This is a genomic window from Pseudomonas nitroreducens TX1, assembly GCF_000313755.1.
Classification (GTDB): domain Bacteria; phylum Pseudomonadota; class Gammaproteobacteria; order Pseudomonadales; family Pseudomonadaceae; genus Pseudomonas; species Pseudomonas nitroreducens_A.
Genome location: NZ_AMZB01000128.1, coordinates 127,169 through 147,738, shown reverse-complemented (window position 1 = coordinate 147,738; position 20,570 = coordinate 127,169). Strand labels below are relative to the sequence as shown.

At 66.3% G+C, this 20,570-nt stretch carries 18 protein-coding genes; 8 read left to right on the top strand and 10 right to left on the bottom strand.

Annotation, left to right across the window (positions count from 1 at the left end):
- Positions 1-4: 4 nt before the first annotated feature.
- Genes C167_RS0124105 through C167_RS0124095 form a run of 3 tightly spaced genes read left to right on the top strand, consistent with a single transcriptional unit; the run spans position 5 to position 2,621 of the window.
- Positions 5-1,027, top strand: a complete 1,023-nt coding sequence (locus tag C167_RS0124105; protein WP_017520875.1) for a hypothetical protein — start codon at positions 5-7, stop codon at positions 1,025-1,027.
- Complete coding sequence (locus C167_RS0124100) at positions 1,024-2,088, top strand: hypothetical protein (RefSeq protein WP_017520874.1); 1,065 nt, start codon at positions 1,024-1,026, stop codon at positions 2,086-2,088. Before C167_RS0124105 ends, C167_RS0124100 begins: the two co-directional genes overlap by 4 nt.
- Positions 2,089-2,108: 20 nt before the next feature.
- Positions 2,109-2,621: a dihydrofolate reductase gene (locus C167_RS0124095; RefSeq protein WP_017520873.1), complete on the top strand. Its 513-nt coding sequence runs from the start codon at positions 2,109-2,111 to the stop codon at positions 2,619-2,621.
- A 250-nt stretch (positions 2,622-2,871) separates the two neighbouring features.
- Here C167_RS0124095 and C167_RS0124090 read toward each other — a convergent pair whose 3' ends face one another.
- Both C167_RS0124090 and C167_RS0124085 read right to left on the bottom strand, forming a co-directional pair.
- Entirely contained in the window at positions 2,872-4,662 is a 1,791-nt protein-coding gene (locus tag C167_RS0124090; protein ID WP_017520872.1) for an acyl-CoA dehydrogenase C-terminal domain-containing protein, read from the bottom strand.
- Positions 4,659-5,900: a 3-hydroxyacyl-CoA dehydrogenase gene (locus C167_RS0124085; RefSeq protein WP_017520871.1), complete on the bottom strand. Its 1,242-nt coding sequence runs from the start codon at positions 5,898-5,900 to the stop codon at positions 4,659-4,661. Before C167_RS0124085 ends, C167_RS0124090 begins: the two co-directional genes overlap by 4 nt.
- Positions 5,901-6,004: 104 nt before the next feature.
- Between C167_RS0124085 and C167_RS0124080 the strand changes: the two genes are divergently transcribed.
- On the top strand, positions 6,005-6,904 hold the full coding sequence (locus C167_RS0124080) for a LysR family transcriptional regulator (protein WP_026079243.1): 900 nt from the start codon (positions 6,005-6,007) through the stop codon (positions 6,902-6,904).
- Positions 6,905-6,969: 65 nt separating this feature from the next.
- Here the strand turns inward: C167_RS0124080 and C167_RS0124075 are convergent, their stop codons facing one another.
- The 5 genes from C167_RS0124075 to hslO form a co-directional block, all read right to left on the bottom strand.
- Complete coding sequence (locus C167_RS0124075; RefSeq protein WP_017520869.1) at positions 6,970-7,572, bottom strand: nitroreductase family protein; 603 nt, start codon at positions 7,570-7,572, stop codon at positions 6,970-6,972.
- Positions 7,573-7,714: 142 nt separating this feature from the next.
- On the bottom strand, positions 7,715-9,214 hold the full coding sequence (locus C167_RS0124070; protein ID WP_017520868.1) for a flavin-containing monooxygenase: 1,500 nt from the start codon (positions 9,212-9,214) through the stop codon (positions 7,715-7,717).
- A 133-nt stretch (positions 9,215-9,347) separates the two neighbouring features.
- On the bottom strand, positions 9,348-11,273 hold the full coding sequence (locus C167_RS0124065; protein WP_017520867.1) for a RecQ family ATP-dependent DNA helicase: 1,926 nt from the start codon (positions 11,271-11,273) through the stop codon (positions 9,348-9,350).
- Positions 11,274-11,462: 189 nt separating this feature from the next.
- Positions 11,463-13,004, bottom strand: a complete 1,542-nt coding sequence (locus C167_RS0124060; protein ID WP_017520866.1) for a phosphoenolpyruvate carboxykinase — start codon at positions 13,002-13,004, stop codon at positions 11,463-11,465.
- A 168-nt stretch (positions 13,005-13,172) separates the two neighbouring features.
- Entirely contained in the window at positions 13,173-14,066 is an 894-nt protein-coding gene (gene hslO, locus C167_RS0124055; RefSeq protein ID WP_017520865.1) for an Hsp33 family molecular chaperone HslO, read from the bottom strand.
- Between the two features lie 117 nt (positions 14,067-14,183).
- Between hslO and C167_RS0124050 the strand changes: the two genes are divergently transcribed.
- Positions 14,184-14,984, top strand: a complete 801-nt coding sequence (locus C167_RS0124050) for a phosphatase PAP2 family protein (RefSeq protein ID WP_017520864.1) — start codon at positions 14,184-14,186, stop codon at positions 14,982-14,984.
- Between the two features lie 39 nt (positions 14,985-15,023).
- Here C167_RS0124050 and C167_RS0124045 read toward each other — a convergent pair whose 3' ends face one another.
- On the bottom strand, positions 15,024-15,416 hold the full coding sequence (locus C167_RS0124045) for an RNA-binding S4 domain-containing protein (RefSeq protein ID WP_017520863.1): 393 nt from the start codon (positions 15,414-15,416) through the stop codon (positions 15,024-15,026).
- A gap of 134 nt (positions 15,417-15,550) precedes the next feature.
- Here C167_RS0124045 and C167_RS0124040 point away from each other — a divergent pair, with 134 nt between their 5' ends.
- From C167_RS0124040 to C167_RS0124030, 3 genes are all read left to right on the top strand, one after another.
- Positions 15,551-15,994: an ATP-dependent zinc protease gene (locus tag C167_RS0124040; protein WP_268744101.1), complete on the top strand. Its 444-nt coding sequence runs from the start codon at positions 15,551-15,553 to the stop codon at positions 15,992-15,994.
- Positions 15,991-16,896 (top strand): 30S ribosomal protein S6--L-glutamate ligase, encoded by a 906-nt coding sequence (gene rimK / locus C167_RS0124035; protein ID WP_017520861.1) that lies wholly within the window; start codon positions 15,991-15,993, stop codon positions 16,894-16,896. Before C167_RS0124040 ends, rimK begins: the two co-directional genes overlap by 4 nt.
- Positions 16,897-17,084: 188 nt before the next feature.
- Complete coding sequence (locus C167_RS0124030; protein WP_017520860.1) at positions 17,085-18,014, top strand: S66 peptidase family protein; 930 nt, start codon at positions 17,085-17,087, stop codon at positions 18,012-18,014.
- On the opposite strand, the gene C167_RS0124025 is transcribed toward C167_RS0124030, so the two are convergent.
- Positions 18,011-19,330, bottom strand: coding sequence for an ATP-binding protein (locus tag C167_RS0124025; protein ID WP_017520859.1), 1,320 nt, complete (start codon positions 19,328-19,330; stop codon positions 18,011-18,013). The two genes, C167_RS0124030 and C167_RS0124025, sit on opposite strands and share 4 nt — an antisense overlap.
- A gap of 257 nt (positions 19,331-19,587) precedes the next feature.
- Positions 19,588-20,328: a two-component system response regulator OmpR gene (gene ompR, locus C167_RS0124020; protein WP_017520858.1), complete on the bottom strand. Its 741-nt coding sequence runs from the start codon at positions 20,326-20,328 to the stop codon at positions 19,588-19,590.
- Positions 20,329-20,570 lie beyond the last annotated feature (242 nt).

Below are 20,570 nucleotides of genomic sequence, written 5' to 3'. Positions count from 1 at the left end.
CGCCATGCTGCGCTCGCTGCTCAGTGCCGTGCCCCTGCTGTTCGTCGCCGCCACCGCGGCGGCCGTGGAAACGCCACCGGTGCGCCCCTCCGACTGGGGCCCGGACACCCCGCTGATGCAGGCGGTGCCGCCGCGCCAGCTGGGCGCCGACGTCAGCGCGCGGCAGTCCGCCAGCAACACCTCGCAACTGTGGATCAGCCAGACCGACTTCCGCCTGCATGACGACATCGGCTTCTTCATCCGCAGGATGCTGATCCAGATGAGCCCGGTAGCAGGCAGCAGCACGCCGCTGATGCTCGACGACCCGAAGTCCATGGTCGCGCGCATCCAGGCCGGGGATATCTTCGTCGCCGACGCCACCCTCGCCAGCCTGCTCAACGAGGAGCTGCGCAACGCCAACGCACCGGTGCGCAATCTCAAGCTCAGCACCCGCGCCGACGGCCAGGAAGTCCACGGCGAACTGCTGCGCAAGGGCCGCTGGCGGCCGCTGCGGATGGTCACCGGGATCGAGCAGGCCGGGCCACTGAAGGTGGCGCTGGTGCCGCAGCGGATCTTCGTCGACGGCGTGGACGTCACGCCTTCACTGACCGCCGCGTCCATCGAGATGTCCGAGGTGCTGCAGCTGCACACCGCACACATGCAACTGATCGGCAACCGCATCCTGGTCGACCTCGACGGCCTGTTCCCGCCGCCGCGCCTGGACTTCACCGTGCGCCGCCTCGCGCTGGCCGACGGCGGCATGGATCTGCTGCTGGGCAGCGACCTGGCCGAGCTGAAATGGCCGCAGCTAAAGGCGCCACAGAGCTACATGTTCATCGAGGGCGGCGACATCAAGATGGCGCGGACCATCCTGGTGAAGGCCTACGCGCTGTTCACCAGCCTGAGCCCCGACGCACCGCTGCTGTTCAACCTCTACGACTACCGCCGCCAGCTGCAGTACGGCGAAATCCGCCTGCGCGAAGACGGCATGGTGCACATCGCCGTCTCGCCGGTTAAAGCACCCGCTCCGGAGGAGAAAGCCCTATGAAAACCCTCCTCGCTTCCCTGCTCTGCCTCGCGCTGGCCGGCCAGGCCGCGGCCGAGAGCGCCATCGACAAGCAGCAGCGCGAACTGGGCGTGCTGCGCCAGGGCTGGTTCCAGCAGACGCCGCCGGCGCCGGATTTCAAGGCCAGCCGGCCGGGCGGGCTGCGTGACTCCGGCCAGGACGGCGTGGGCATCCTGCTGAACAACGTGGACATGTACTTCCAGGGCGACATCGGCTTCCACAGCCCGCAGCTCAAGGGCTGGCTGGTGCCGCTCAAGGCCGGCGAGCCAATCGACTTCGACCGCCCGCAGGATATGCGCATCAATGTCTCCGAGGGCGAGGTGATCCTCAGCCCCGAGCAGCTCGGCAGCCTGTTCAACCAGCACATCCTCGCCTACCCGGAAACCATGCTGCGCGACTTCACGCTCAGCGTCGAAGGCGACCGCCTGCTGGTTTCCGGCGAGGTGCAGCCGCTGGGCGTCGGGCCCTGGCTGCCGCTCAAGCTCTCCGGCACGGTGAAGCTCGACGGCGACAACCTCGACTACCAGCCCGACAGCGTGAAGGTACTCGGCGTGCCCAGCTATGGCGCCATGAGCTTGGTGGGCCTGCGCCTGGATTCGCTGGTGACCCTGGAGCGCCCCGGCGCGGTGCTGCAGGACAACGTGATGCACCTGAACTACCACCAGGTCTTCCCGCTGGTGGGCATCGGCGGGCGTGTCGAATCCAGTTGGCTGGACGCCAAGGGCCTGCACCTGAAGTTTGCGCCCAAGCCGGGCGCCACCTCGCTGGCCTTCGAACCGCCGCGCCAGGCCGGGCAGTCGTACATCTGGCTGCAGTCGGGCGACCTGAAGATCTTCGAGATCCTCATCACCTATTCCCAGGTGCTGCTCAAGGCCGAGCAGCAGGACCAGACGCTGGCCTTCAACCTCAAGGACTATCGCAAGGTGCTGGCCACCGGCATCACCCAGGTCAACGAAGACGGCACCTTCTTCATGCGCGTTCCGCCCTCCGGTCCCACCGGGGAGGTGCGACTGGTATCCTCTGGCAACGGGAGTTCCCGCTGATGTTCACCACTGGAGTCACGATGTCCGAAGCCCTGCCCCTGGCGATGATCGCCGCCCTTGCCGAGAACCGCGTGATCGGCGTCGACAACCGCCTGCCCTGGCACCTGCCGCAGGACCTCAAGCACTTCAAGGCCATGACCCTGGGCAAGCCAGTGATCATGGGGCGCAAGACCTGGGACTCGCTGGGCCGCCCGCTGCCGGGTCGGCTGAATATCGTGGTCACCCGCCAGGCCGGTCTGAAGCTCGAAGGCGCGGAGGTCTTCACCAGCCTCGATGCCGCCTTGGAGCGCGCCGCGCAATGGGCCAAGGAAGAGGAAGCCGAGGAACTGATGCTGATCGGCGGTGCGCAGCTTTACGGTGAAGCCCTGGGCCGCGCCGACCGCCTGTACCTGACCCGCGTGGGCCTGAGCCCGGACGGCGATGCGCACTTCCCGGAAGTGAACGAAAGCCAGTGGCACCTGGCGTCGAGCATCGAGCACGGCGCGGAAGGCGAAACGCCGGCCTATGCGTTCGAGGTGTGGGAGCGGGCTTGAGCCGTACTTTCGCGAGCAAGAACCCCTCTTCCCAGCCCTGGCTGCGCGCCCCGCTCCAAAGGGAGAGGGAGCCGTTCGGAGCGAAAGGAACTCGCTGTGCTCGCCGGTGATGTAAGCAAGTTCGCCTCACTCGGATATCCCCTCTCCCTTCAGGGAGAGGGTTAGGGAGAGGGAACGCCCAACGCCAAACCTGCAAAGAAAAAACGCCGCCCCGGTCCCCCGGCGCGGCGTTTTTCTTTACCTCAACCCATCAGAACGCAAAGTGCTCTGCGTCCAACCCCATCAGGCAGTCCGCGCCGCCCAGCAGCGCCTCGCGGTGCATGCTGGCGCGCGGCAGGATGCGCTTGACGTAGAACTCGGCGCTGGCGAGCTTGGCGCGGTAGAAGTCCGCGTCGCCCTCGCCGGCCGCCAGCTTCGCCTGGGCCACGCCGGCAGCCTGCACCCAGAGTCCGGCGAGCAGCACGTAGGAGCAGTACTGAAGGAAGTCCACCGAAGTAGCACCGATTTCCTGCGGGTCGCGCTGGCAGGCGGCGATCACTTCGCTGGTGAGGCTGCGCCACTCCTGCAGGCGTTGGCGCACGGTTTCCGCCAGGCCCGCCAGTTCAGTGCGCGCACTGATGGTTTCGCAGACAGCCGCCAGTTCGCCGATCAGCGCGCTCAACTCCGCACCACCGTCGCCCAGCAGCTTTCGGCGGATCAGGTCGAGCGCCTGGATGCCGTTGGTGCCTTCGTAGATCTGCGTGATGCGGCTGTCGCGCATCAGTTGCTCCATGCCCCACTCGCGGATGTAGCCGTGGCCGCCGTAGACCTGCACGCCGAGGCTGGACACCTCCTGGCCGACGTCGGTGAAGAACGACTTCACGATGGGGATCAGCAGCGCCGCGCGCTTGCTCGCGGCCTTGCGCGCCTCGGCCTCGGGATGGCCGTGCTCCAGGTCCAGCTCGCGGGCGCAGAGCGCGGCGATCATCCGGCAGCCTTCAGTGAGGGTCTTCTGGGTCAGCAGCATGCGCCGCACGTCGGGGTGGAAGATGATCGGGTCGGCAGCCTTGGACGGCTCCGCCGGGCCGGTCAGCGCGCGCGATTGCAGGCGCTCGCGGGCGTAGGCCAGCGCGCCCTGGCAGGAACGCTCGGCGATGCCCAGGCCCTGCAGGCCGACCTGGAAGCGCGCATCGTTCATCATGGTGAACATGCACGCCAGGCCCTGGTTGGCCTGGCCGATCAGCCAGCCGGTGGCGCCGTCGAAGTTCATCACGCAGGTGGACGCGCCCTTGATGCCCATCTTGTGCTCGAGGGCGCCGCAGCTCAGAGAGTTGCGCGCGCCCGGCGTGCCGTCGGCGTTGGCGATGAACTTGGGCACCAGGAACAGGCTGATGCCCTTCACTCCAGCCGGTGCGTCGGGCAGACGCGCCAGTACCAGGTGGACGATGTTCTCGGAGAGGTCCTGCTCACCGCCGCTGATGAAGATCTTGCTGCCGCTGACCTGATAGCTGCCGTCGGCCTGCGGTTCGGCACGGGTGCGCAGCAGGGCAAGGTCGGTGCCGGCCTGGGGTTCGGTGAGGCACATGGTGCCGGTCCACACACCGCTGACCATCTTCGCCAGGTAGTCGCGCTTCAGGTCCTCGCTGCCGTGCGTGTACAACGCCAGCACCGCGCCCTCGGTCAGGCCGGAGTAGACACGGAAGGACAGCGACGCCGCCATCAGCATCTCGTGGAAGTTCGCCGCGACCATCTGCGGGAAGCCCTGGCCGCCGAACTCGGTCGGCCCGGTCATGCTTGCCCAGCCGTTGTCGCAGTACTGCTGGTACGCCTCGCGGAAGCCGTCCGGGGTGGTGACTTCGCCACCCTGCAGAGTCGCGCCCTGCTCATCGCTGTTGCGGTTGAGCGGCGCGACCACCTCGCCGGTGTAGCGCGCGCCCTCTTCCAGCACGCCGTCGATCAGCTCGCGATCGAGGCCGTTGCCCAGCAGCTCGCAATGGGCGCTGACGTCGAACAGTTCGTGGAGGACGAAGCGCATGTCGCGCAGCGGTGCCTGGTAACTCATGCGAAGGGCTCCTGTTTGACGTCGGCGAAGTGGCCATTGGCGGCGGCCAGGCGCTCGATCAGCGCGGCCGGCTGCCAGTGCGCACCGTGCTCGCCGGCCAGGTCACGCAGGCGCGCCAGCACGCTCTGCAGGCCCTGGGCATCAGCCCAGGCCATTGGGCCGGACTTGTCCTTGGGGAAGCCATAACCATTGAGGTAAACGGTGTCGATGTCGAAGGGGGTGGAGGCGATGCCTTCATCGAGGATCTTCGCGCCTTCGTTGACCAGGGCCAGCAGGCAGCGCTCGAGGATTTCCTCGTCGCCGATGTCGCGGCGCACATAGCCCAGGCGTTCGGATTCGCGCACCACCAGGGCGTCGACTTCCGGGTCGTGCTCGGCCTGGCGGCTGCCGGGTTCGTAGTGGTAGAAGCCATTGCCGGTCTTCTGGCCGAAGCGGCCCATCTCGCACAGCCGGTTGTCCACCTGCACGGTCGGGGCGTCCTGGCCCTTGCCGGCCAGCTCGCGGGCGCGCCATTCGAGGTCGATGCCGACCACGTCGAACATGCGGAACGGCCCCATGGCGAAGCCGAAGGCCTGGATCGCTGCGTCCACCTGGTGCGGCAGCGAGCCTTCGAGGATCAGCCGGCGCGACTCCTGGACGTACTTCTCCAGCATGCGGTTGCCGATGAAGCCGTGGCAGTTGCCGGCCACCACGCTGACCTTGCCCATGCGCTCACCCAGTTCCAGCGCCGCGTCGAGCACGGCGGGGGCGGTCTTCGCGCCGCGCACGATCTCCAGCAGCTTCATGATGTGCGCCGGGCTGAAGAAGTGCAGGCCCAGAACCTGGGACGGCCGTGAAGTCACCGCGGCAATCGCATCGACGTCCAGGTAGGAGGTATTGGAAGCGAGAATGGCAGAGGGTTTCAGCGCCGCATCCAGCTCGCGGAAGATCGACTGCTTGAGCTCGAGGTTCTCGTACACCGCCTCGATCACCAGGTCCACCTCGCGGATCGCCGCATAGTTCGCCACCTGGGAGATGCGCGCGCGGCGACGGGCGGCTTCGGCCTCGTCGATGCGACCCTGGCGCACGTTGTGGGCGTAGGTATCGGCCACGGCGCCGAGGGCCTGGGTCAGCATCTGCGGGTTGTTGTCCAGCCACAGGACCTGCACGCCGGCGTTCGCCAGGCACATGGCAATGCCCCGGCCCATGGTGCCGGCGCCGATGACGGCGGCGCTGGCGATGCGGATGTTCTGGCTCATGTTGTTCCTCTTGTCAGCCTGAAACGCTCGTTTGAAGACCACTCACCTTAGGGAAGGCGGTACTATTTTTGAAATTTTGAGTTGTGATAAGTGGCATTCAGCCGATGAATATGAATACCTTCGACCTCAACCTGCTGCGGGTGCTGGATGCGCTGCTGCGCGAACGCAACGTCTCCCGTGCGGCGGAGCGCCTGTCGCTGAGCCAGCCGGCGGTGAGCAACGCGCTCAACCGCCTGCGCGAACTGCTCGATGATCCGCTGCTGGTGCGCGTGGGCCGTGCGATGCAGCCGACGCCGCGGGCACTGGAGCTGGAAGCGCCGATCCGCGACGCCCTGCAGCGCATCGGCCAGAGCCTGGCCGGCGGCGACATCTTCGACCCGGCGCGCAGCCGCCAGCGCTTCACCCTGGCGTTGACCGACTATGTGGAAGCGCTGTGCATGCCGCACCTGCTCGAACGTCTGGGCAGCGCGGCGCCGGGGATGAGCCTGGCCATCCAGCACCTGGCGCCGACGCTGCCGGCCGAGGCGCTGGACAAGGGCAATCTCGACCTGGTGCTGGGTCGCTTCGAGGAGTTGCCGGCGCGTTTCCAGCGTCGGCCCTGGGCCAGCGAAACGCTGCGCCTGCTGGCCCGGCGCGGGCATCCGCAGGTGGACGGCCGGATCGACCTCGATACCTTCCTCAGCCAGCGGCATCTGTGGGTTTCCGGCGGGCAGACCAAGGGCATGGTCGACCAGTGGCTGGGCAGCCAGGGGCTGAAGCGGCAGATCGCCTACACCACGCCCAACTACCTGCAGGCGGCGCACCTGGTGGCGACCACCGACCTGCTGACGGTACTGCCGACGCGGCTGGCGACGTATTTCGCGGGGTTGTTGCCGCTGCAGGTACTGGAGCTGCCGTTCGACGTGGGGCAGTTCCACCTGGAGCTGGTGTACCTCGCCCAGCGCGAGCGGGAGGCGGCGTTGCAATGGCTGGTGGAGCGGATTGTGGAGGCGGCGCCGAGGTGAACGAGTAGGCGACCCCACCTGCAGGAGCGCAAAAAAAACGCGCCCGGAGGCGCGTTTCGTGTGGCTCAGAAGCGATCGCGGATGATCGTCTCTTCCAGCGGCAGGCGGCCGATGCGCGGCTTGGCCTCCACTGCCTGCTTGCCCACGGCGATCATCAGGCCGATCACATGGTTGGCCGGCAGGTTGATCAGCTTGCCCACGGCGTCGAAGTCGAAGCCGACCATGGGAACGCTGTCCAGGCCACGGCCACGGGCGGCGAGCATCAGGGTCTGGGCCACCAGGCCACTGCTGCGCATGGCTTCGTCGCGCTGGGTCTGCGGCTTGCCTCTGTAGTAGCCGTCGATGGCGCCGACCATGTAGTTCTTCACTTCAGCCGCAGCGCCGTCCCACACGCGTTCGGCGTTCTTCTCCCAGCTGTCGACCTGCGCGCAGACGATCACCAGCATCGAGGCGTCGGTCATCTGCACTTGGTCCCAGCCGGCTTCGCGAATTTGTGCACGCAACTGCGGATCGCTGACTTCCACCAGACGCACGTGCTGCAGGTTGAAGGAGGTGGGCGCGAGCAGCGCCTGCTGCAGCAGGTCGTCCTTCTCCTCGCGGCTCATCACGTAGGAAGTGTCGAAACCACGAATGGAACGGCGGCTGCGGATGGCATCTTCGATCAGCATGGAAAAATCCTCTGGCTGGCATGGGCGGGAATGGCGCGCATGGTAAGCCGGGAGGACGCTCCGTTGCAGAGCGGCGTATCGATAATGTCTATCCAGACTGTCGATGAAACGGCGCCCGCCACCTCGGGCGCTGTCGCGGCGATCAGCTCTCCAGCGCCTCCACCGGTGCCGTTGCGGCCTGGCGCTGCTTGGGCGAGGTGAAGCTCAGGTAACCATCCTCGACCTTGCCGAAGCGCAGCAGGGCGAGGTCCAGCGCGTAGTTCTGGTAGAGCTTCCAAGGCGTGCGGTCGCCCTGCTTGGGCATGCGGTCGGCGGCGCGCTGGATGTAGCCGGAGTTGAGGTTGAGGAAGGGCTCTTCCTTCACAGAACCGTGCGTCTGGCGCGGCGTGCACTGGCGCATGCCGATGGCGTCGAGGTGGTTGATCAGGCGACAGAAGTATTCACTGGAAAGGTCGGCCTTGAGCGTCCAGCTGGCGTTGGTGTAGCCGACGATGGCGGCGAGGTTGGGCAGGTCGCGCAGCATGATGCCGCGGTAGCCCATGCTCTGGGTGACGTCGAAGGGCTTGCCATCGATGGCCAGTTCCGCACCGCCGAACATCACCAGGTCCAGCCCGGTGGCGGTGACGATCACGTCCGCTTCCAGCACCTGCCCGGACTTGAGCAGGATGCCTTTCTCGGTGAAGCGCTCGATATGGTCGGTGACCACCGAGGCGCGGCCCTGGCGCAGCGCCTTGAACAGGTCTCCGTCAGGCACGCAGCACACGCGCTCATCCCACGGTTTGTAGCGCGGGCTGAAGTGGCGCATGTCGAAATCCTTGCCCAGCTGCAGGCTGGCCAGCTTGAGCATGAGTTTGCGCACCGCGCCGGGGAACGCCTTGGAGGCCATGAAGAAGATCATCTGCATGGTCACGTTGCGCGCCCGCGCCTGGCGGTACACCCACCTCTCCGGCAGGAAGTGGCGCAGGAAGTTGGAGATCGGGTCCTTCGCCGGCAACGTGATCACGTAGGACGGCGAGCGCTGCAGCATGGTGACGTGGGCGGCCTTGTCGGTCAGCGAGGGGATCAGCGTGACGGCGGTGGCGCCGCTGCCGATCACCACGATGCGCTTGCCGCTGTAGTCGAAATGCTCAGGCCACAGCTGCGGGTGGATGACCTGCCCGGCGAAGCTCTCGCGCCCGGGGAAGTCCGGGGTGTAGCCGGCGTCGTAGCGGTAGTAGCCGGTGCACATGAAGAGGAATTGCGCACTCATGCGCACCGGCTCGTCCTCGTCGCCGCACTGCACGGTGAGGTTCCAGCGCGCACTCGCACTGTCCCAGTCGGCCTTGAGCACGCGGTGGCGGTAGCGCACCTTGTCCTCGACACGGTACTCGCGGGCGGTCTCGCGGATGTAGCTGAGGATCGACGGGCCATCGGCGATGGCCTTGGGGTCCGTCCAGGGCTTGAAGTTGTAGCCCAGGGTGTACATGTCCGAGTCGGAGCGGATGCCGGGGTAGCGGAACAGGTCCCAGGTACCGCCCATGGCCTTGCGGCCTTCGAGGATGGCGTAGGACTTGCCGGGACACTGCTTCTGCAGGTGACAGGCGGCGCCAATGCCGGACAGGCCGGCGCCGATGATCAGTACATCCAGGTGCTCGACGGACATGCGGGGGCTCCTCGGCCGGTAGGCAGGCAGTGCCTGGTGAGTCTAGGAGGAATTTCCTCCCCTCACCCTACAAGCAGCCCTGCCGGCATCACGCCGACCTTTAGTCGTGCGTGGCCCCGCCGTATTCAGGCGATCACAGTTGCGCCTGCACCCAGTCGCGCACCTGGGCGTAGGGGTAGTCCTCCAGCGTCGCGTAGCCCGGCAGCGTGCGGGCGCGCAGGCGGGTGAAAGCCGGCACACTGATGCCGCAGAGGAAGCGGGTGATGCAGTCGGCGCTGGGCTCTGAGCCACGGGCGCTACGGTATTTTTCCAGGAAGGCGGCGCAGCGGTCGTGCAGCGACCGGCCGTCCAGCGGCGGCAACGCGGGCGGCTCCGGCAGTCGGGCGACGCGGCCGGCGCAAACCGAGCAGTGCCCGCAGCGACGCGGCGCCTGCTGGTCGCCGAAGTACCGGGCCAGGCGCCAGCTCAGGCACTCCTCGCTGCCCAGCAGCTCGAGCATGGCGCCGATGCGGGCGATCTCGCTCTCTTCGTGGCGCTTGAAGTAGCGGTGCAGCTCTTCGCTCAGGTTATCCACCGAGAAGGACGCGTCGCGCACCGAGTAGGCCTCGGTCATCTGCTTGCTTTCCAGCTCGACCCAACCGCGCTCCTGGAAGTAGTCCAGCGCCTTTACCACCCGCGCGCGCTCGGCGCCATGGCGGCTGTAGAGGGTGTCGAAGTCTAGGGTCGCCCAGGTTCGGGCGCGGGCCGAGGTGGCGAGGATGGCTTCGACGAACTGCCGTCGCTCGCCCGCGAAATGCCCCAGAAGCTCGTGGGAATCAATCAACAGTTTGTAGCGATATTCGGCGAAATAGGCGAAGCGTGGTGCGATGATGCCGCGTAGCTCCAGCTGCACCAGCAGCGTCTTGAGGGGTAGCTGGCGAATGTTGGACTGGTCCGACAGCGGCACCAGCATGGTTTCCCACTGGCCATTGGGTGCCAGGCGGATTTCCTCCAGCACGTTACGGATGCCTTCGCGTTCGGGCGTGTCGCCGTAGACGAAGTTCTCCAGCACGTTGAGGCTGTCGCGATTGGCCAGCACCAGGCATTCCGAACGCTGGCCGTCGCGCCCGGCGCGGCCGATTTCCTGGCTGTAGTTCTCCAGCGACTTGGGCAGGTCATAGTGCACCACCTGGCGGATGTTGCTCTTGTCGATGCCCATGCCGAAGGCGATGGTGGCGACGATGCAGTTCAGCCGGCCCTCCATGAAGCGGCGCTGGATGCCTTCGCGCTCGGGATGCTCCATTCCGGCGTGGTAGGCGCAAGCGGGGATGCCGCGTTCGGCCAGGTGCGCAGAGATTTCCTCGGCGGTCTTCTGCTGGGTGACGTAGACGATGGCCGGCTTATCCGGGCGCTCGCGCAACCATTTCACCAGCCGTGCGCGGCGGTCAGCACTGGCTACCGGCTCCACCTGCAGGTCGAGGTTGGCGCGGTAGAAACCAGTGGTGACCACGTCGGTCTCGGCGATGGCGAACTTGGCGCGCATGTCGGCGATCACCGCTGGAGTGGCCGTGGCGGTGAGCAGCAGCACCTGGGGAATGCGGAACTGCTTCTGGTAGTCCGGCAGCTTCAGGTAATCGGGGCGGAAGTTGTGGCCCCATTCGGAAATGCAGTGCGCCTCGTCCACCACCAGCAAGGAAATCGGCACCTCGCTGATGAAGTTTCGGAAGCGCTCGTTCTTCAGACGCTCCACCGAGATCATCAGCACCTTCAGCTCACCACTGCGCGCACGGGCCATGGTCTGCGCGGTCTGCTCGCGGCTCTGCGCGGAGTCGATGCTGGCGGCGGCGATGCCATGACGGGCGAGGAAGGCGAGCTGGTCCTGCATCAGCGCCAGCAGCGGCGAGACCACCAGGGTCAGGTGCGGCAGCAGCAACGCCGGCAACTGGTAGCACAGTGACTTGCCGGACCCCGTGGGGAAGATCGCCGCCGCCGAGCGTCCGGCCAGCACCGCGCTGACCGCCGCCTCCTGGCCGGGGCGGAAATGGCGGAAGCCGAAGACACGTTCGAGGGTGTCGTGCATGGGGTTAACTCCTTTGCCTGTCATGGACGATCCCGTGAGCCTAGGAGCGTCCATTGTAGGACCGAGGGGGGGCGCCTAGCCCTTGCTCGCGAACAGCCCACCTCCGGTTCGCGAGCAAGCTCGCTCCTACAAAAAGCGGCACCCATGAAAAAGCCGCCCGAAGGCGGCTCTTTCGCAGAACGGGCTCGCTTACAGCTGCGGGCCGGCGTTCTTGATGGCGTCGCTGACGTCGAACTTCTTGAAGTTCTCGATGAACTTGCTGGCCAGGCCCTTGGCGGCTTCGTCGTAGGCAGCCTTGTCTTCCCAGGTGTTGCGCGGGTTGAGCAGGACGGTCTCGACGCCCGGAACGGCCTTGGGCACGTCCAGGTTGATGATGTCCAGGTGCTCGGTCTCGGCGCCGATCAGAGCACCGCTCTGGATGGCAGCGATCACGCCACGGGTGGTCGGGATGTTGAAGCGCTTGCCAACACCGTAGCCACCGCCGGTCCAGCCGGTGTTGACCAGGTAGACCTTGGAGCCGAAGGCCTTGATGCGCTTGATCAGCAGCTCGGCGTAGACGCCGGCCGGGCGCGGGAAGAACGGCGCGCCGAAGCAGGTGGAGAAGGTCGACTTGATGCCGCCGCCCGAACCCATTTCGGTGGAACCGACCAGCGCGGTGTAGCCGGACAGGAAGTGGTAGGCCGCCTGCTCGTTGTTCAGGATCGACACCGGCGGCAGAACGCCGGTCAGGTCGCAGGTCAGGAAGATCACGGCGTTGGGTTCGCCGCCGAGGTTCTTCTCGGAACGCTTCTCGACGTTCTCCAGCGGGTAGGCCGCGCGGGAGTTCTGGGTCAGGCTGTCATCGGCGTAGTCCGGGGTGCGGTTCTCGTCGAGGACGACGTTCTCCAGCACGGCGCCGAACTTGATGGCTTTCCAGATGACCGGCTCGTTCTTCTCGGACAGGTCGATGCACTTGGCGTAGCAACCGCCTTCGATGTTGAACACAACGCCTTCGCCCCAGCCGTGCTCGTCGTCGCCGATCAGGTAGCGGCTTTCGTCGGCGGACAGGGTGGTCTTGCCGGTGCCCGACAGACCGAAGAACAGGGTCACGTCGCCGGCTTCGCCGATGTTGGCGGCGCAGTGCATCGGCAGCACGTCTTTTTCCGGCAGCAGGTAGTTCTGCACGCCGAACATGGCCTTCTTCATCTCACCGGCATAGCGCATGCCAGCGATCAGCACCTTCTTCTGGGCGAAGTTGAGGATCACGCAGCCATCGGAGTTGGTGCCGTCACGCTCGGGCACGCATTCGAAGTTGGCGACGTTGAGGACCTGCCACTCTTCGCGGCCGGCCGGGTTGTACTGCTCGGGCTCGATGAACAGGGCACGGCCGAACAGGTTCTGCCAGGCGGTGGCGGTGGTCATCTTCACGGCCAGGTAGTGGTCGTGGGCCGAGCCTACATGGACGTGGGATACGAAGTGGTCCTGGGCGTTGTTGAAGGCCTGGACACGGTCCCACAGGGCATCGAACTTGTCGGCCGGGAACGGACGGTTGATGGCGCCCCAAGCGATGGAATCCTTGCTGCCCGGCTCTTCGACGATGAAACGGTCGGCAGGCGAGCGGCCGGTGCGGTGGCCGGTACGTACGACCAGCGAGCCGTTGTCGGCGAGTTCGCCTTCGCCGCGGCGAATGGCTTCCTCGACCAGTTGGGCAACGCTGATGTCGGTGTAAACGGCTTTATTGGCTTGCGTCATGTGGGTCCCCGTCGGCCGAAGCCGAGTCCTCCAAACATTGCGTAGTGACTTCTAATTCCCACTACCGCGGAAAAAAGTCGCGGGATTATGCCAGAAAAGAACTGTTCTCGTGCAGCCTCTGATCTGGCGAGAGCGCCATTGGTTCGGCTATCGGACAAATCGATGCGGTCAATGGCGGGTTTCTGACGGTGTCTGGCTTCCGCCACCCGAGAACAGCTGGGCAACGTCGGAGCCGTCGAAGCGATAGCGCTGGTTGCAGAACTGGCAGTCGATGACGATCTCGCCATCCTCCTCGGCCAGCAGGCGCTCGGCGTCTTCCTGCCCAAGACTGACCAGCGCATTGGCCGAGCGTTCCCGCGAGCAACTGCAGCGGAACACCAGCGGCTGCGGCTCGAACAGGCGCACGTCGTCCTCGTGGTACAGGCGGTGCAGCACGGTGGCGTTGTCCAGGCCCAGCAGCTCTTCGGCGGTGAGGGTATCGGCCAGCGTGGTGACGTGCTGCCAGGCCGCTTCGCGCGACTCCGCGTCGCGCTGGCGGTCGGCCGGCAGCTGCTGCAGCAGCAGGCCGCGGGCGCGACGGCTGTCGGCGTTGAGCCAGAAGCGGGTCGGCAGCTGTTCGGAGGTGGCGAAGTAGGTCGACAGGCACTCGGCCAGGGTCGCGCCTTCCAGCGGCACGATGCCCTGGTAGCGCTTGCCGTTCTTCGGATCGACGGTGAGGGTCAGCACACCATGGGGCATCAGCTCGGCGAGGCCGGCGGTATCGCCAATGGCGTCGGCGTCGTAGCGGGCCAGGCCGCGCACTTCGCGATCACTGGAACACTCCACCATCAGCAGCGGCACGGCGCCACTGGAGCGCGCCTGCAACACCAGCAGGCCGTCGAACTTGAGGGTGCCGCATAACAGCGCGGCGGCAGCTAGCATTTCCCCCAGCAGCTGGGCGACCGGCTGCGGATAGGGATGCTTGGCCAGCACCTCGGCGAAGCTGCGTTCCAGCTCCACCAGCTCACCGCGAACATCGGTGTTGTCGAACAGGAAACGCTGACTTTGATCGATCTGAGACATGCTGGGCACAACGCTGCGATAGGCACAAATGAATGACAAGTTGATGGCAAAGGCCTATAAAGCGCGCTTTGCAGCACCCACCCACATCGGGTGGTTCCGTAAGGGGGTATCGATTTTATGGACAAAACCACGCCGTTCCAAGCCACCTGGTCCTGGAAGCCCTTCATCGCCTGTCATCTGCTGGCGATCGTCCTGCTCCTGCTATGGCTCTGGGAGCCCGCTCGCAGCGCGATGGACCTGTTCGATTTCAGTCTGTTCAGCCTGCTCAACCAGCCACTGGCAACCCACGAAGCCTGGCGCCTGACCTGGGCGGTGGCGAGCACCCGACCATTCGACCTGCTGGTGGGCGTGATCCTGCTGCTGCTGCTGATCCGTGGCGATTGGATCTTCAAGGCCACCCAGGTCCGCGCGGCGACCTTCGGCTTTTTATGTGCGGCCGTGGTGCTGGTGGTGGTGCGCATCCTCTACGCCAAGATTGCCCACAAGCTGGGCTGGCAGCACGCGAGTATCTCGGCCGTTGCGCCGGACGCCGTGCGTCTGGAGAATTTCTACCCGCAGTGGCAGAACACCGTGTTCGAGGTGAAGGACGAATCCGCTCGCAGCTTCCCCGGTGACCACGCCTCGGTGCTGTTGATCTGGGCGCTGTTCCTCACCCTGTTCGCCCGCAACGCCCTGCAGTGGGTGGTGATCTGGGGCCTGGCGCTGCTGTTCATGCTGCCGCGCCTGGTGGCCGGCGCGCACTGGGGGCAGGACGACTACATCGGCGGCGTGCAAATGGCGCTGGTGGCCCTGGCCTGGAGCTGCTTCACGCCGTTCGCCGCCGTCGGCAGCGCCGCCCTGGTGCGTTGGACCGATCCGCTGTTCCGCCTGGCCGCGAAGATTCCGCTGGTCAACCGCCTGAGCGTCGTCACGGCCTGACGCCCGCCCGGCGAGGCGCCAGCCGTCCTCGCCGGCCGCTCACTCCTGATCGCGGAAGCTGAACAGCTGGCGGCGCTGCTTCTTGGTCGGCCGCCCGTCGGTCTGCACGCCCAGCGCCCCCGCTTTGCGCATGGCCGAAGCATCCTCGCGACGCTTCACACTGTCGGCGGTCTCTTCATAGAGCAACTGCGCCTCGGGCGCGCCACGGCGCACCATCGACAGCGCCTTCACCACCACGGTGCGCTCGTCGAAGCCGGTGCGGATCACATACTCCTCGCCGACCTTCGGCTCCTTGCCCGGCTTGCAGCGTTCGCCCCGGCAATGCACCTTGCCGCCCTCGATGGCGTCCTTGGCCAGGGAGCGGGTCTTGTAGAAGCGCGCCGCCCACAGCCACTTGTCCAGGCGGACCTTGTCGTCGTCTTTTTCGCTCACTTCACAACCTCGTCATGCGGGTCTGAGAGTGTACCCCGCGCCCCGCTGGCGGGGCACAGGCGGCCTGACTAGAATGCCGGCAAACGCCGGGGACACCAGCCTTGAAGACTTTCGACCAGCTGTCGGTAATTGGTCTGCGCGAATGGATCGCCCTGCCCGAACTGGGCATGGTCGGCCTGCGCGCGAAGATCGACACCGGCGCCAGTACCTCCAGCCTGCATGCCAGCGACATCGTGCCGTTCCAGCGCGACGGTCAGGACTGGGTGCGTTTCGTCGCCCACCTGGGCACCCAGGTGCAGCGTCGCCATCGCTGCGAAGCGCCGGTGGTGACGATGAAAACCATCAAGAGCTCCAACGGCCAGGCCCAGACCCGCTATGTGATCCGCACCCTGCTGGCCCTGGGCGACCGCGCCTGGTCGGTGGAATTCACCCTGGCCTGCCGCAAGACCATGCGCTACCGCGTGCTGCTGGGCTCCAAGGCCCTGGTGCAGGGCCAGCTGGTAGTCAACCCGGGCCTCACCTACGTGCAAGACAAACCCCTCATCATGGTTCCCGCCACCCTTCCAGGTGATCAATGAAAATTGCTGTGCTGTCGCGCAATCCGCGCCTGTATTCCACCCGTCGGCTGGTGGAGGCCGGGCAGCAACGCGGCCACGAGATGGTGGTGATCGACACCCTCCGCGCCTACATGAACATCGCCAGCCACAAGCCGCAGATCCATTACCGCGGCAAGCCGCTGGAAGGTTTCGACGCGGTGATCCCGCGCATCGGCGCCTCGGTGACCTTCTATGGCTGCGCCGTGCTGCGCCAGTTCGAGATGATGGGCGTCTTTCCCCTCAACGAATCGGTGGCCATTGCCCGCTCCCGCGACAAGCTGCGCTCGCTGCAACTGCTCTCGCGCAAGGGCATCGGCCTGCCGGTGACCGGCTTCGCCCACTCCCCCGATGACGTGCCGGACCTGATCGAAATGGTGGGCGGCGCGCCGCTGGTGATCAAGCTGCTGGAAGGCACCCAGGGCATCGGCGTGGTGCTCTGCGAGACGGAGAAGGCCGCCGAATCCGTGCTGGAGGCCTTCATGGGGCTCAAGCACAACATCATGGTGCAGGAGTACATCAAGGAAGCCGGCGGCGCCGACATCCGCTGCTTCGTGGTCGGCGACAAGGTGATCGCCTCGATGAAGCGCCAGGCCGCGGTCGGCGAGTTCCGCTCCAACCTGCACCGCGGCGGCAGCGCCAGCCTGATCAAGATCACCCCGGAAGAGCGCATGACCGCCATTCGCGCCGCCAAGGTGATGGGCCTGCACGTCGCTGGCGTCGACATCCTGCGCTCCAACCACGGGCCGCTGGTGATGGAGGTGAACTCCTCGCCGGGCCTGGAAGGCATCGAGACCACCACCGGCAAGGACATCGCCGGGGTGATCATCGAGTACCTGGAGAAGAATGGCGGGCCGCACCTGGCCAGAACCAAAGGCAAGGGGTGAGCCGGGCTCCCGTTTCATGCAGGAGCGAGCTTGCTCGCGAACCGCCTCGCTCCCTGCGTATCACGGCGGATAAAGCGTTCCGCTTTATTCGCCCTGCGGGAGCGAACCTTCCGCCATCGTTGCCACACTGAACCCTTCGCGAGCAAGCTCACTCCTACAGGGTCTCTCCACCGCTATCGGATGTTCCAATGCCCCCCGCCCGCCCCCACGCCGAACTCAAATGGTCGCCCATCGAAGGCCGCGTCGCCCTCGTTGCACCGGCGTCCGCCATTGCCGAAGAAGTGCTGGAAGCCACCTTGCGCCAGTTGGAGGTGCAGGGCATCGACTACCACCTGGGCCAGCACGCCGACGCCCGCTACCGCTACCTGGCCGGCACGCCGCAGCAACGCCTGGAAGACTTCCACGCCGCCTTCGAGCTGGAAGGCGTCAGCGCCGTCTGGTGCCTGCGCGGCGGCTACGGCTGTGGACAACTCATCCCGCAACTCGACTGGCAGCGCCTGAAGGCCGCCTCGCCGCGCCCGCTGATCGGCTACTCGGACATCTCTATCCTCCTCAGCGCCTTCCACCGCCAGGGCCTGCCGGCGATCCACGGCATGGTCGCCAGCGGGCTGGGCCTGCAACCGCTGAGCGTGCCCAGCGAGCAGCGTGAGCGCCTGGCTTCGCTGGCCTCGATCAGCCACGTACTGGCTGGCGCTCCCGGCAAACTGGCGGTGCAGCATCTGGCGGGGCCGAAGGCGGCAGTGAATGGCGAACTGATCGGCGGCAACCTCACCGCGCTGGCCTGCATGGCCGGCACCGAAGGCGCGCTGTACGCGCCCGACGGCGCGATCCTGATCCTCGAAGACGTCGGCGAGCCCTACTACCGCATCGAGCGCAGCCTGTGGCAGCTGCTGAACAGCCTGGACGGCGCACGCCTGGGCGCCATCTGCCTGGGCACCTTCACCGACTGCCCGCGCAAGGGCGTGGCCCACAGCCTGGAAGACATCTTCGCCGAGTATGCCGCGCAGGCGGGCGTGCCGCTCTATCACGGCCTGCCCAGCGGCCACGGCGCGCAGAACCGCGCCTGGCCCTATGGGCGCCAGGCGGTGCTGGAAGGCAAGAGTCTGCGCTGGGATTAATGCGCGTTGCGCGGTAGCAGCAGGCCGAGCGGCAGGCAGACACGCGCTTCCACGCCACCGCCCTCGCGGTTGCGCAGTTCGATGCTACCGCCGTGCTGTTCGGCGATGCGCTTGACGATGGCCAGCCCCAGGCCGGTGCCCTTGCCGCCACGGGCCTTGTCGCCGCGGAAGAACGGATTGAAGATGTTTTCCAGCTCCTGCGGGTCAACTCCGGCGCCTCGGTCCAGCACGCTCAGCACCACGTAGGGCGCACCGCCGCCGCCGGCCACGTGAGCCGCCACTTCGACCTTGCCACCGCCGTGGTTGAGGCCGTTCTCGATCAGGTTGCCCAGCAGGCGCTTGATCGACACCCGGCGGAAGCGGAACAGCGGCAGGGTCTCCAGGCACAGGCGCACGCGGTTGCCGGTCTGGTTGAAGGCATCGGCCACTTCGCGGATCAGGTCGGCGAGGTCGCCCTCCTCCACGGGTTCGTCGCGGCCATCACGGATGAAGGCAAGGAACTGGTCGAGAATCGCGTCCATGTCCTCGATGTCACGGACCATGTCCTCGACCATCTCGCGGTCGCTTTCGGGCATCAGTTCCAGCGACAGGCGCAGCCGCGTCAGCGGCGTGCGCAGGTCATGGGAGACACCGGCGAGCATCAGCTCGCGCTCACGCCCGGCCTGCTCCACATCGTCGGCCATCTGGTTGAAGGCGCGGTACACCTCGGCCATCTCGCTGGGGGTTTCCTGCCCCAGCGGCAGGCGCACGCTGCGCCCCTTGCCGAACTCGCGGGAAGCGAAGACCAGGCGCTTGAGCGGCTGGCTGAGTTGCCGCACGAAGATCCAGGCGGCCGCAGTGGACAACAGGCCAATGCCGAGGAACCAGCCCAGCACGCTCCATATCTGCTGGCCGCGCAAGGGGTGCGGGTAGAGCGGCACGCCGATCCAGCCGTCGCCCAGGGTCGGTGCGCGCACCCAGAGCATCGACGGATGGTGGATGCGCAGGCGGGTCTCGGTGTCGATGCCCAGCTCCATGCGCATCTGCCGCTGGAAGATTTCCGTGTATGGCCAGTGCACTTCCTCCGGTTGTCCCTGCTCGTGGGGCGCCCACTTCAGCCCGGCGGACTGGGCGATGGCCTCGCGGGACTTCTCGTCCGCCGCCCAGTACGCACGCACGGTCAGCGCCGCGCCGTGGCTGTACTGGCGATCGACCAGCATGTCTTCGTTCATCAGCAGGTAGACCAGGGTCAGCGCCTTGGAGAACAGCACGACGATGAGCACCAGCCAGAGGGTGCGGGCGAAGAAGCTTTGCGGGAACCAGAGGGGTGTTTTCAAGGGGGAGTTACCAGGAAGCACGAATGGTAGGAGCGAAGGCGGCGTCCGAATTTTGCTCGCAAACGGGACCAGGCAAAGGCCCCTCTCCCTAACCCTCTCCCTGAAGGGAGAGGGGACTGGAACGGTGCAGGATGAAACCTTGGCGTCAGCCGGCACATACAACTCCCTCTCCCTTCAGGGAGAGGGCGGGGGAGAGGGCTGCCGACCAGAGCCTCTGCAGTCAGCGTACGTTCTTTTCTCTCCCCTGCGGGACGGGATCACTTGCGCGCCGCGCCATCCGGCACGAACACGTAGCCCACGCCCCAGACGGTCTGGATGTAGCGCGGCTTGGACGGGTCGGGCTCGATCAGTCGGCGCAGGCGGGAAATCTGCACGTCGATGGAGCGTTCCAGGGCGTCCCACTCGCGGCCGCGGGCCAGGTTCATCAGCTTGTCGCGGGTCAGCGGCTCGCGGGCGTGCTGCACCAGGGCCTTGAGCACGGCGAACTCACCGGTGGTGAGCATGTGCACTTCCTCGCCCTTCTTCAGCTCGCGGGTGGCCAGGTGCAGTTCGTAGTCGCCGAAGGTGACGACCTCGTCCTCGCCTGCCGGCGCGCCCGGAACCAGCGGCGCCTGGCGGCGCAGCACGGCCTTGATCCGCGCCAGCAGCTCGCGCGGGTTGAAGGGCTTGGCCAGGTAGTCGTCGGCGCCCTGTTCGAGGCCGGAGATACGGCTGGATTCGTCGCCCTTGGCGGTGAGCATGATGATCGGGATCTGGTTGTTCGACTCGCGCAGGCGCTTGCACGCGGAGAGGCCATCCTCGCCGGGCATCATCAGGTCCAGCACCACCAGCTGGAACAGCTCGCGGGCCAGCAGGCGGTCCATCTGCTCGGTGTTTTCGACGGCGCGGACACGGTAACCCTGCTCATCGAGGAAGCGTTCCAGCAGACGACGCAGGCGCGCGTCGTCATCGACCACGAGGATCTTTTCGCCTTCCGGCAGGGTGGCAGCGTTGCTCATGGAAACTCCCAGAATCTGATTCGGCGGGCATTATCGCCCAGCAGCCGCGCATCACGGCCTGTCCATTGTTAGCAGATTTTTCCCCGACCAGTCGCGCGCCCGGTGAAATTGTCGTGGGTATAATGCGGCGCTTTTGCGGCGGGGCGTTGTCACAGGGCCTGTCGAATGACCGGGAAGCCCGGCATTGGCGCTCTGTCATGGAGCTTTTGATGATCCTGCGCGCTAGCGCAGCAGATCATGCG

Coding starts and splice junctions, on each gene's coding strand:
- C167_RS0124105 (WP_017520875.1), top strand. CDS start 5: ATGCTGCGCTCGCTGCTCAGTGCCGTGCCCCTGCTGTTCGTCGCCGCC.
- C167_RS0124100 (WP_017520874.1), top strand. CDS start 1,024: ATGAAAACCCTCCTCGCTTCCCTGCTCTGCCTCGCGCTGGCCGGCCAG.
- C167_RS0124095 (WP_017520873.1), top strand. CDS start 2,109: ATGTCCGAAGCCCTGCCCCTGGCGATGATCGCCGCCCTTGCCGAGAAC.
- C167_RS0124090 (WP_017520872.1), bottom strand. CDS start 4,662: ATGAGTTACCAGGCACCGCTGCGCGACATGCGCTTCGTCCTCCACGAA.
- C167_RS0124085 (WP_017520871.1), bottom strand. CDS start 5,900: ATGAGCCAGAACATCCGCATCGCCAGCGCCGCCGTCATCGGCGCCGGC.
- C167_RS0124080 (WP_026079243.1), top strand. CDS start 6,005: ATGAATATGAATACCTTCGACCTCAACCTGCTGCGGGTGCTGGATGCG.
- C167_RS0124075 (WP_017520869.1), bottom strand. CDS start 7,572: ATGCTGATCGAAGATGCCATCCGCAGCCGCCGTTCCATTCGTGGTTTC.
- C167_RS0124070 (WP_017520868.1), bottom strand. CDS start 9,214: ATGTCCGTCGAGCACCTGGATGTACTGATCATCGGCGCCGGCCTGTCC.
- C167_RS0124065 (WP_017520867.1), bottom strand. CDS start 11,273: ATGCACGACACCCTCGAACGTGTCTTCGGCTTCCGCCATTTCCGCCCC.
- C167_RS0124060 (WP_017520866.1), bottom strand. CDS start 13,004: ATGACGCAAGCCAATAAAGCCGTTTACACCGACATCAGCGTTGCCCAA.
- hslO (WP_017520865.1), bottom strand. CDS start 14,066: ATGTCTCAGATCGATCAAAGTCAGCGTTTCCTGTTCGACAACACCGAT.
- C167_RS0124050 (WP_017520864.1), top strand. CDS start 14,184: ATGGACAAAACCACGCCGTTCCAAGCCACCTGGTCCTGGAAGCCCTTC.
- rimK (WP_017520861.1), top strand. CDS start 15,991: ATGAAAATTGCTGTGCTGTCGCGCAATCCGCGCCTGTATTCCACCCGT.
- C167_RS0124030 (WP_017520860.1), top strand. CDS start 17,085: ATGCCCCCCGCCCGCCCCCACGCCGAACTCAAATGGTCGCCCATCGAA.
- ompR (WP_017520858.1), bottom strand. CDS start 20,328: ATGAGCAACGCTGCCACCCTGCCGGAAGGCGAAAAGATCCTCGTGGTC.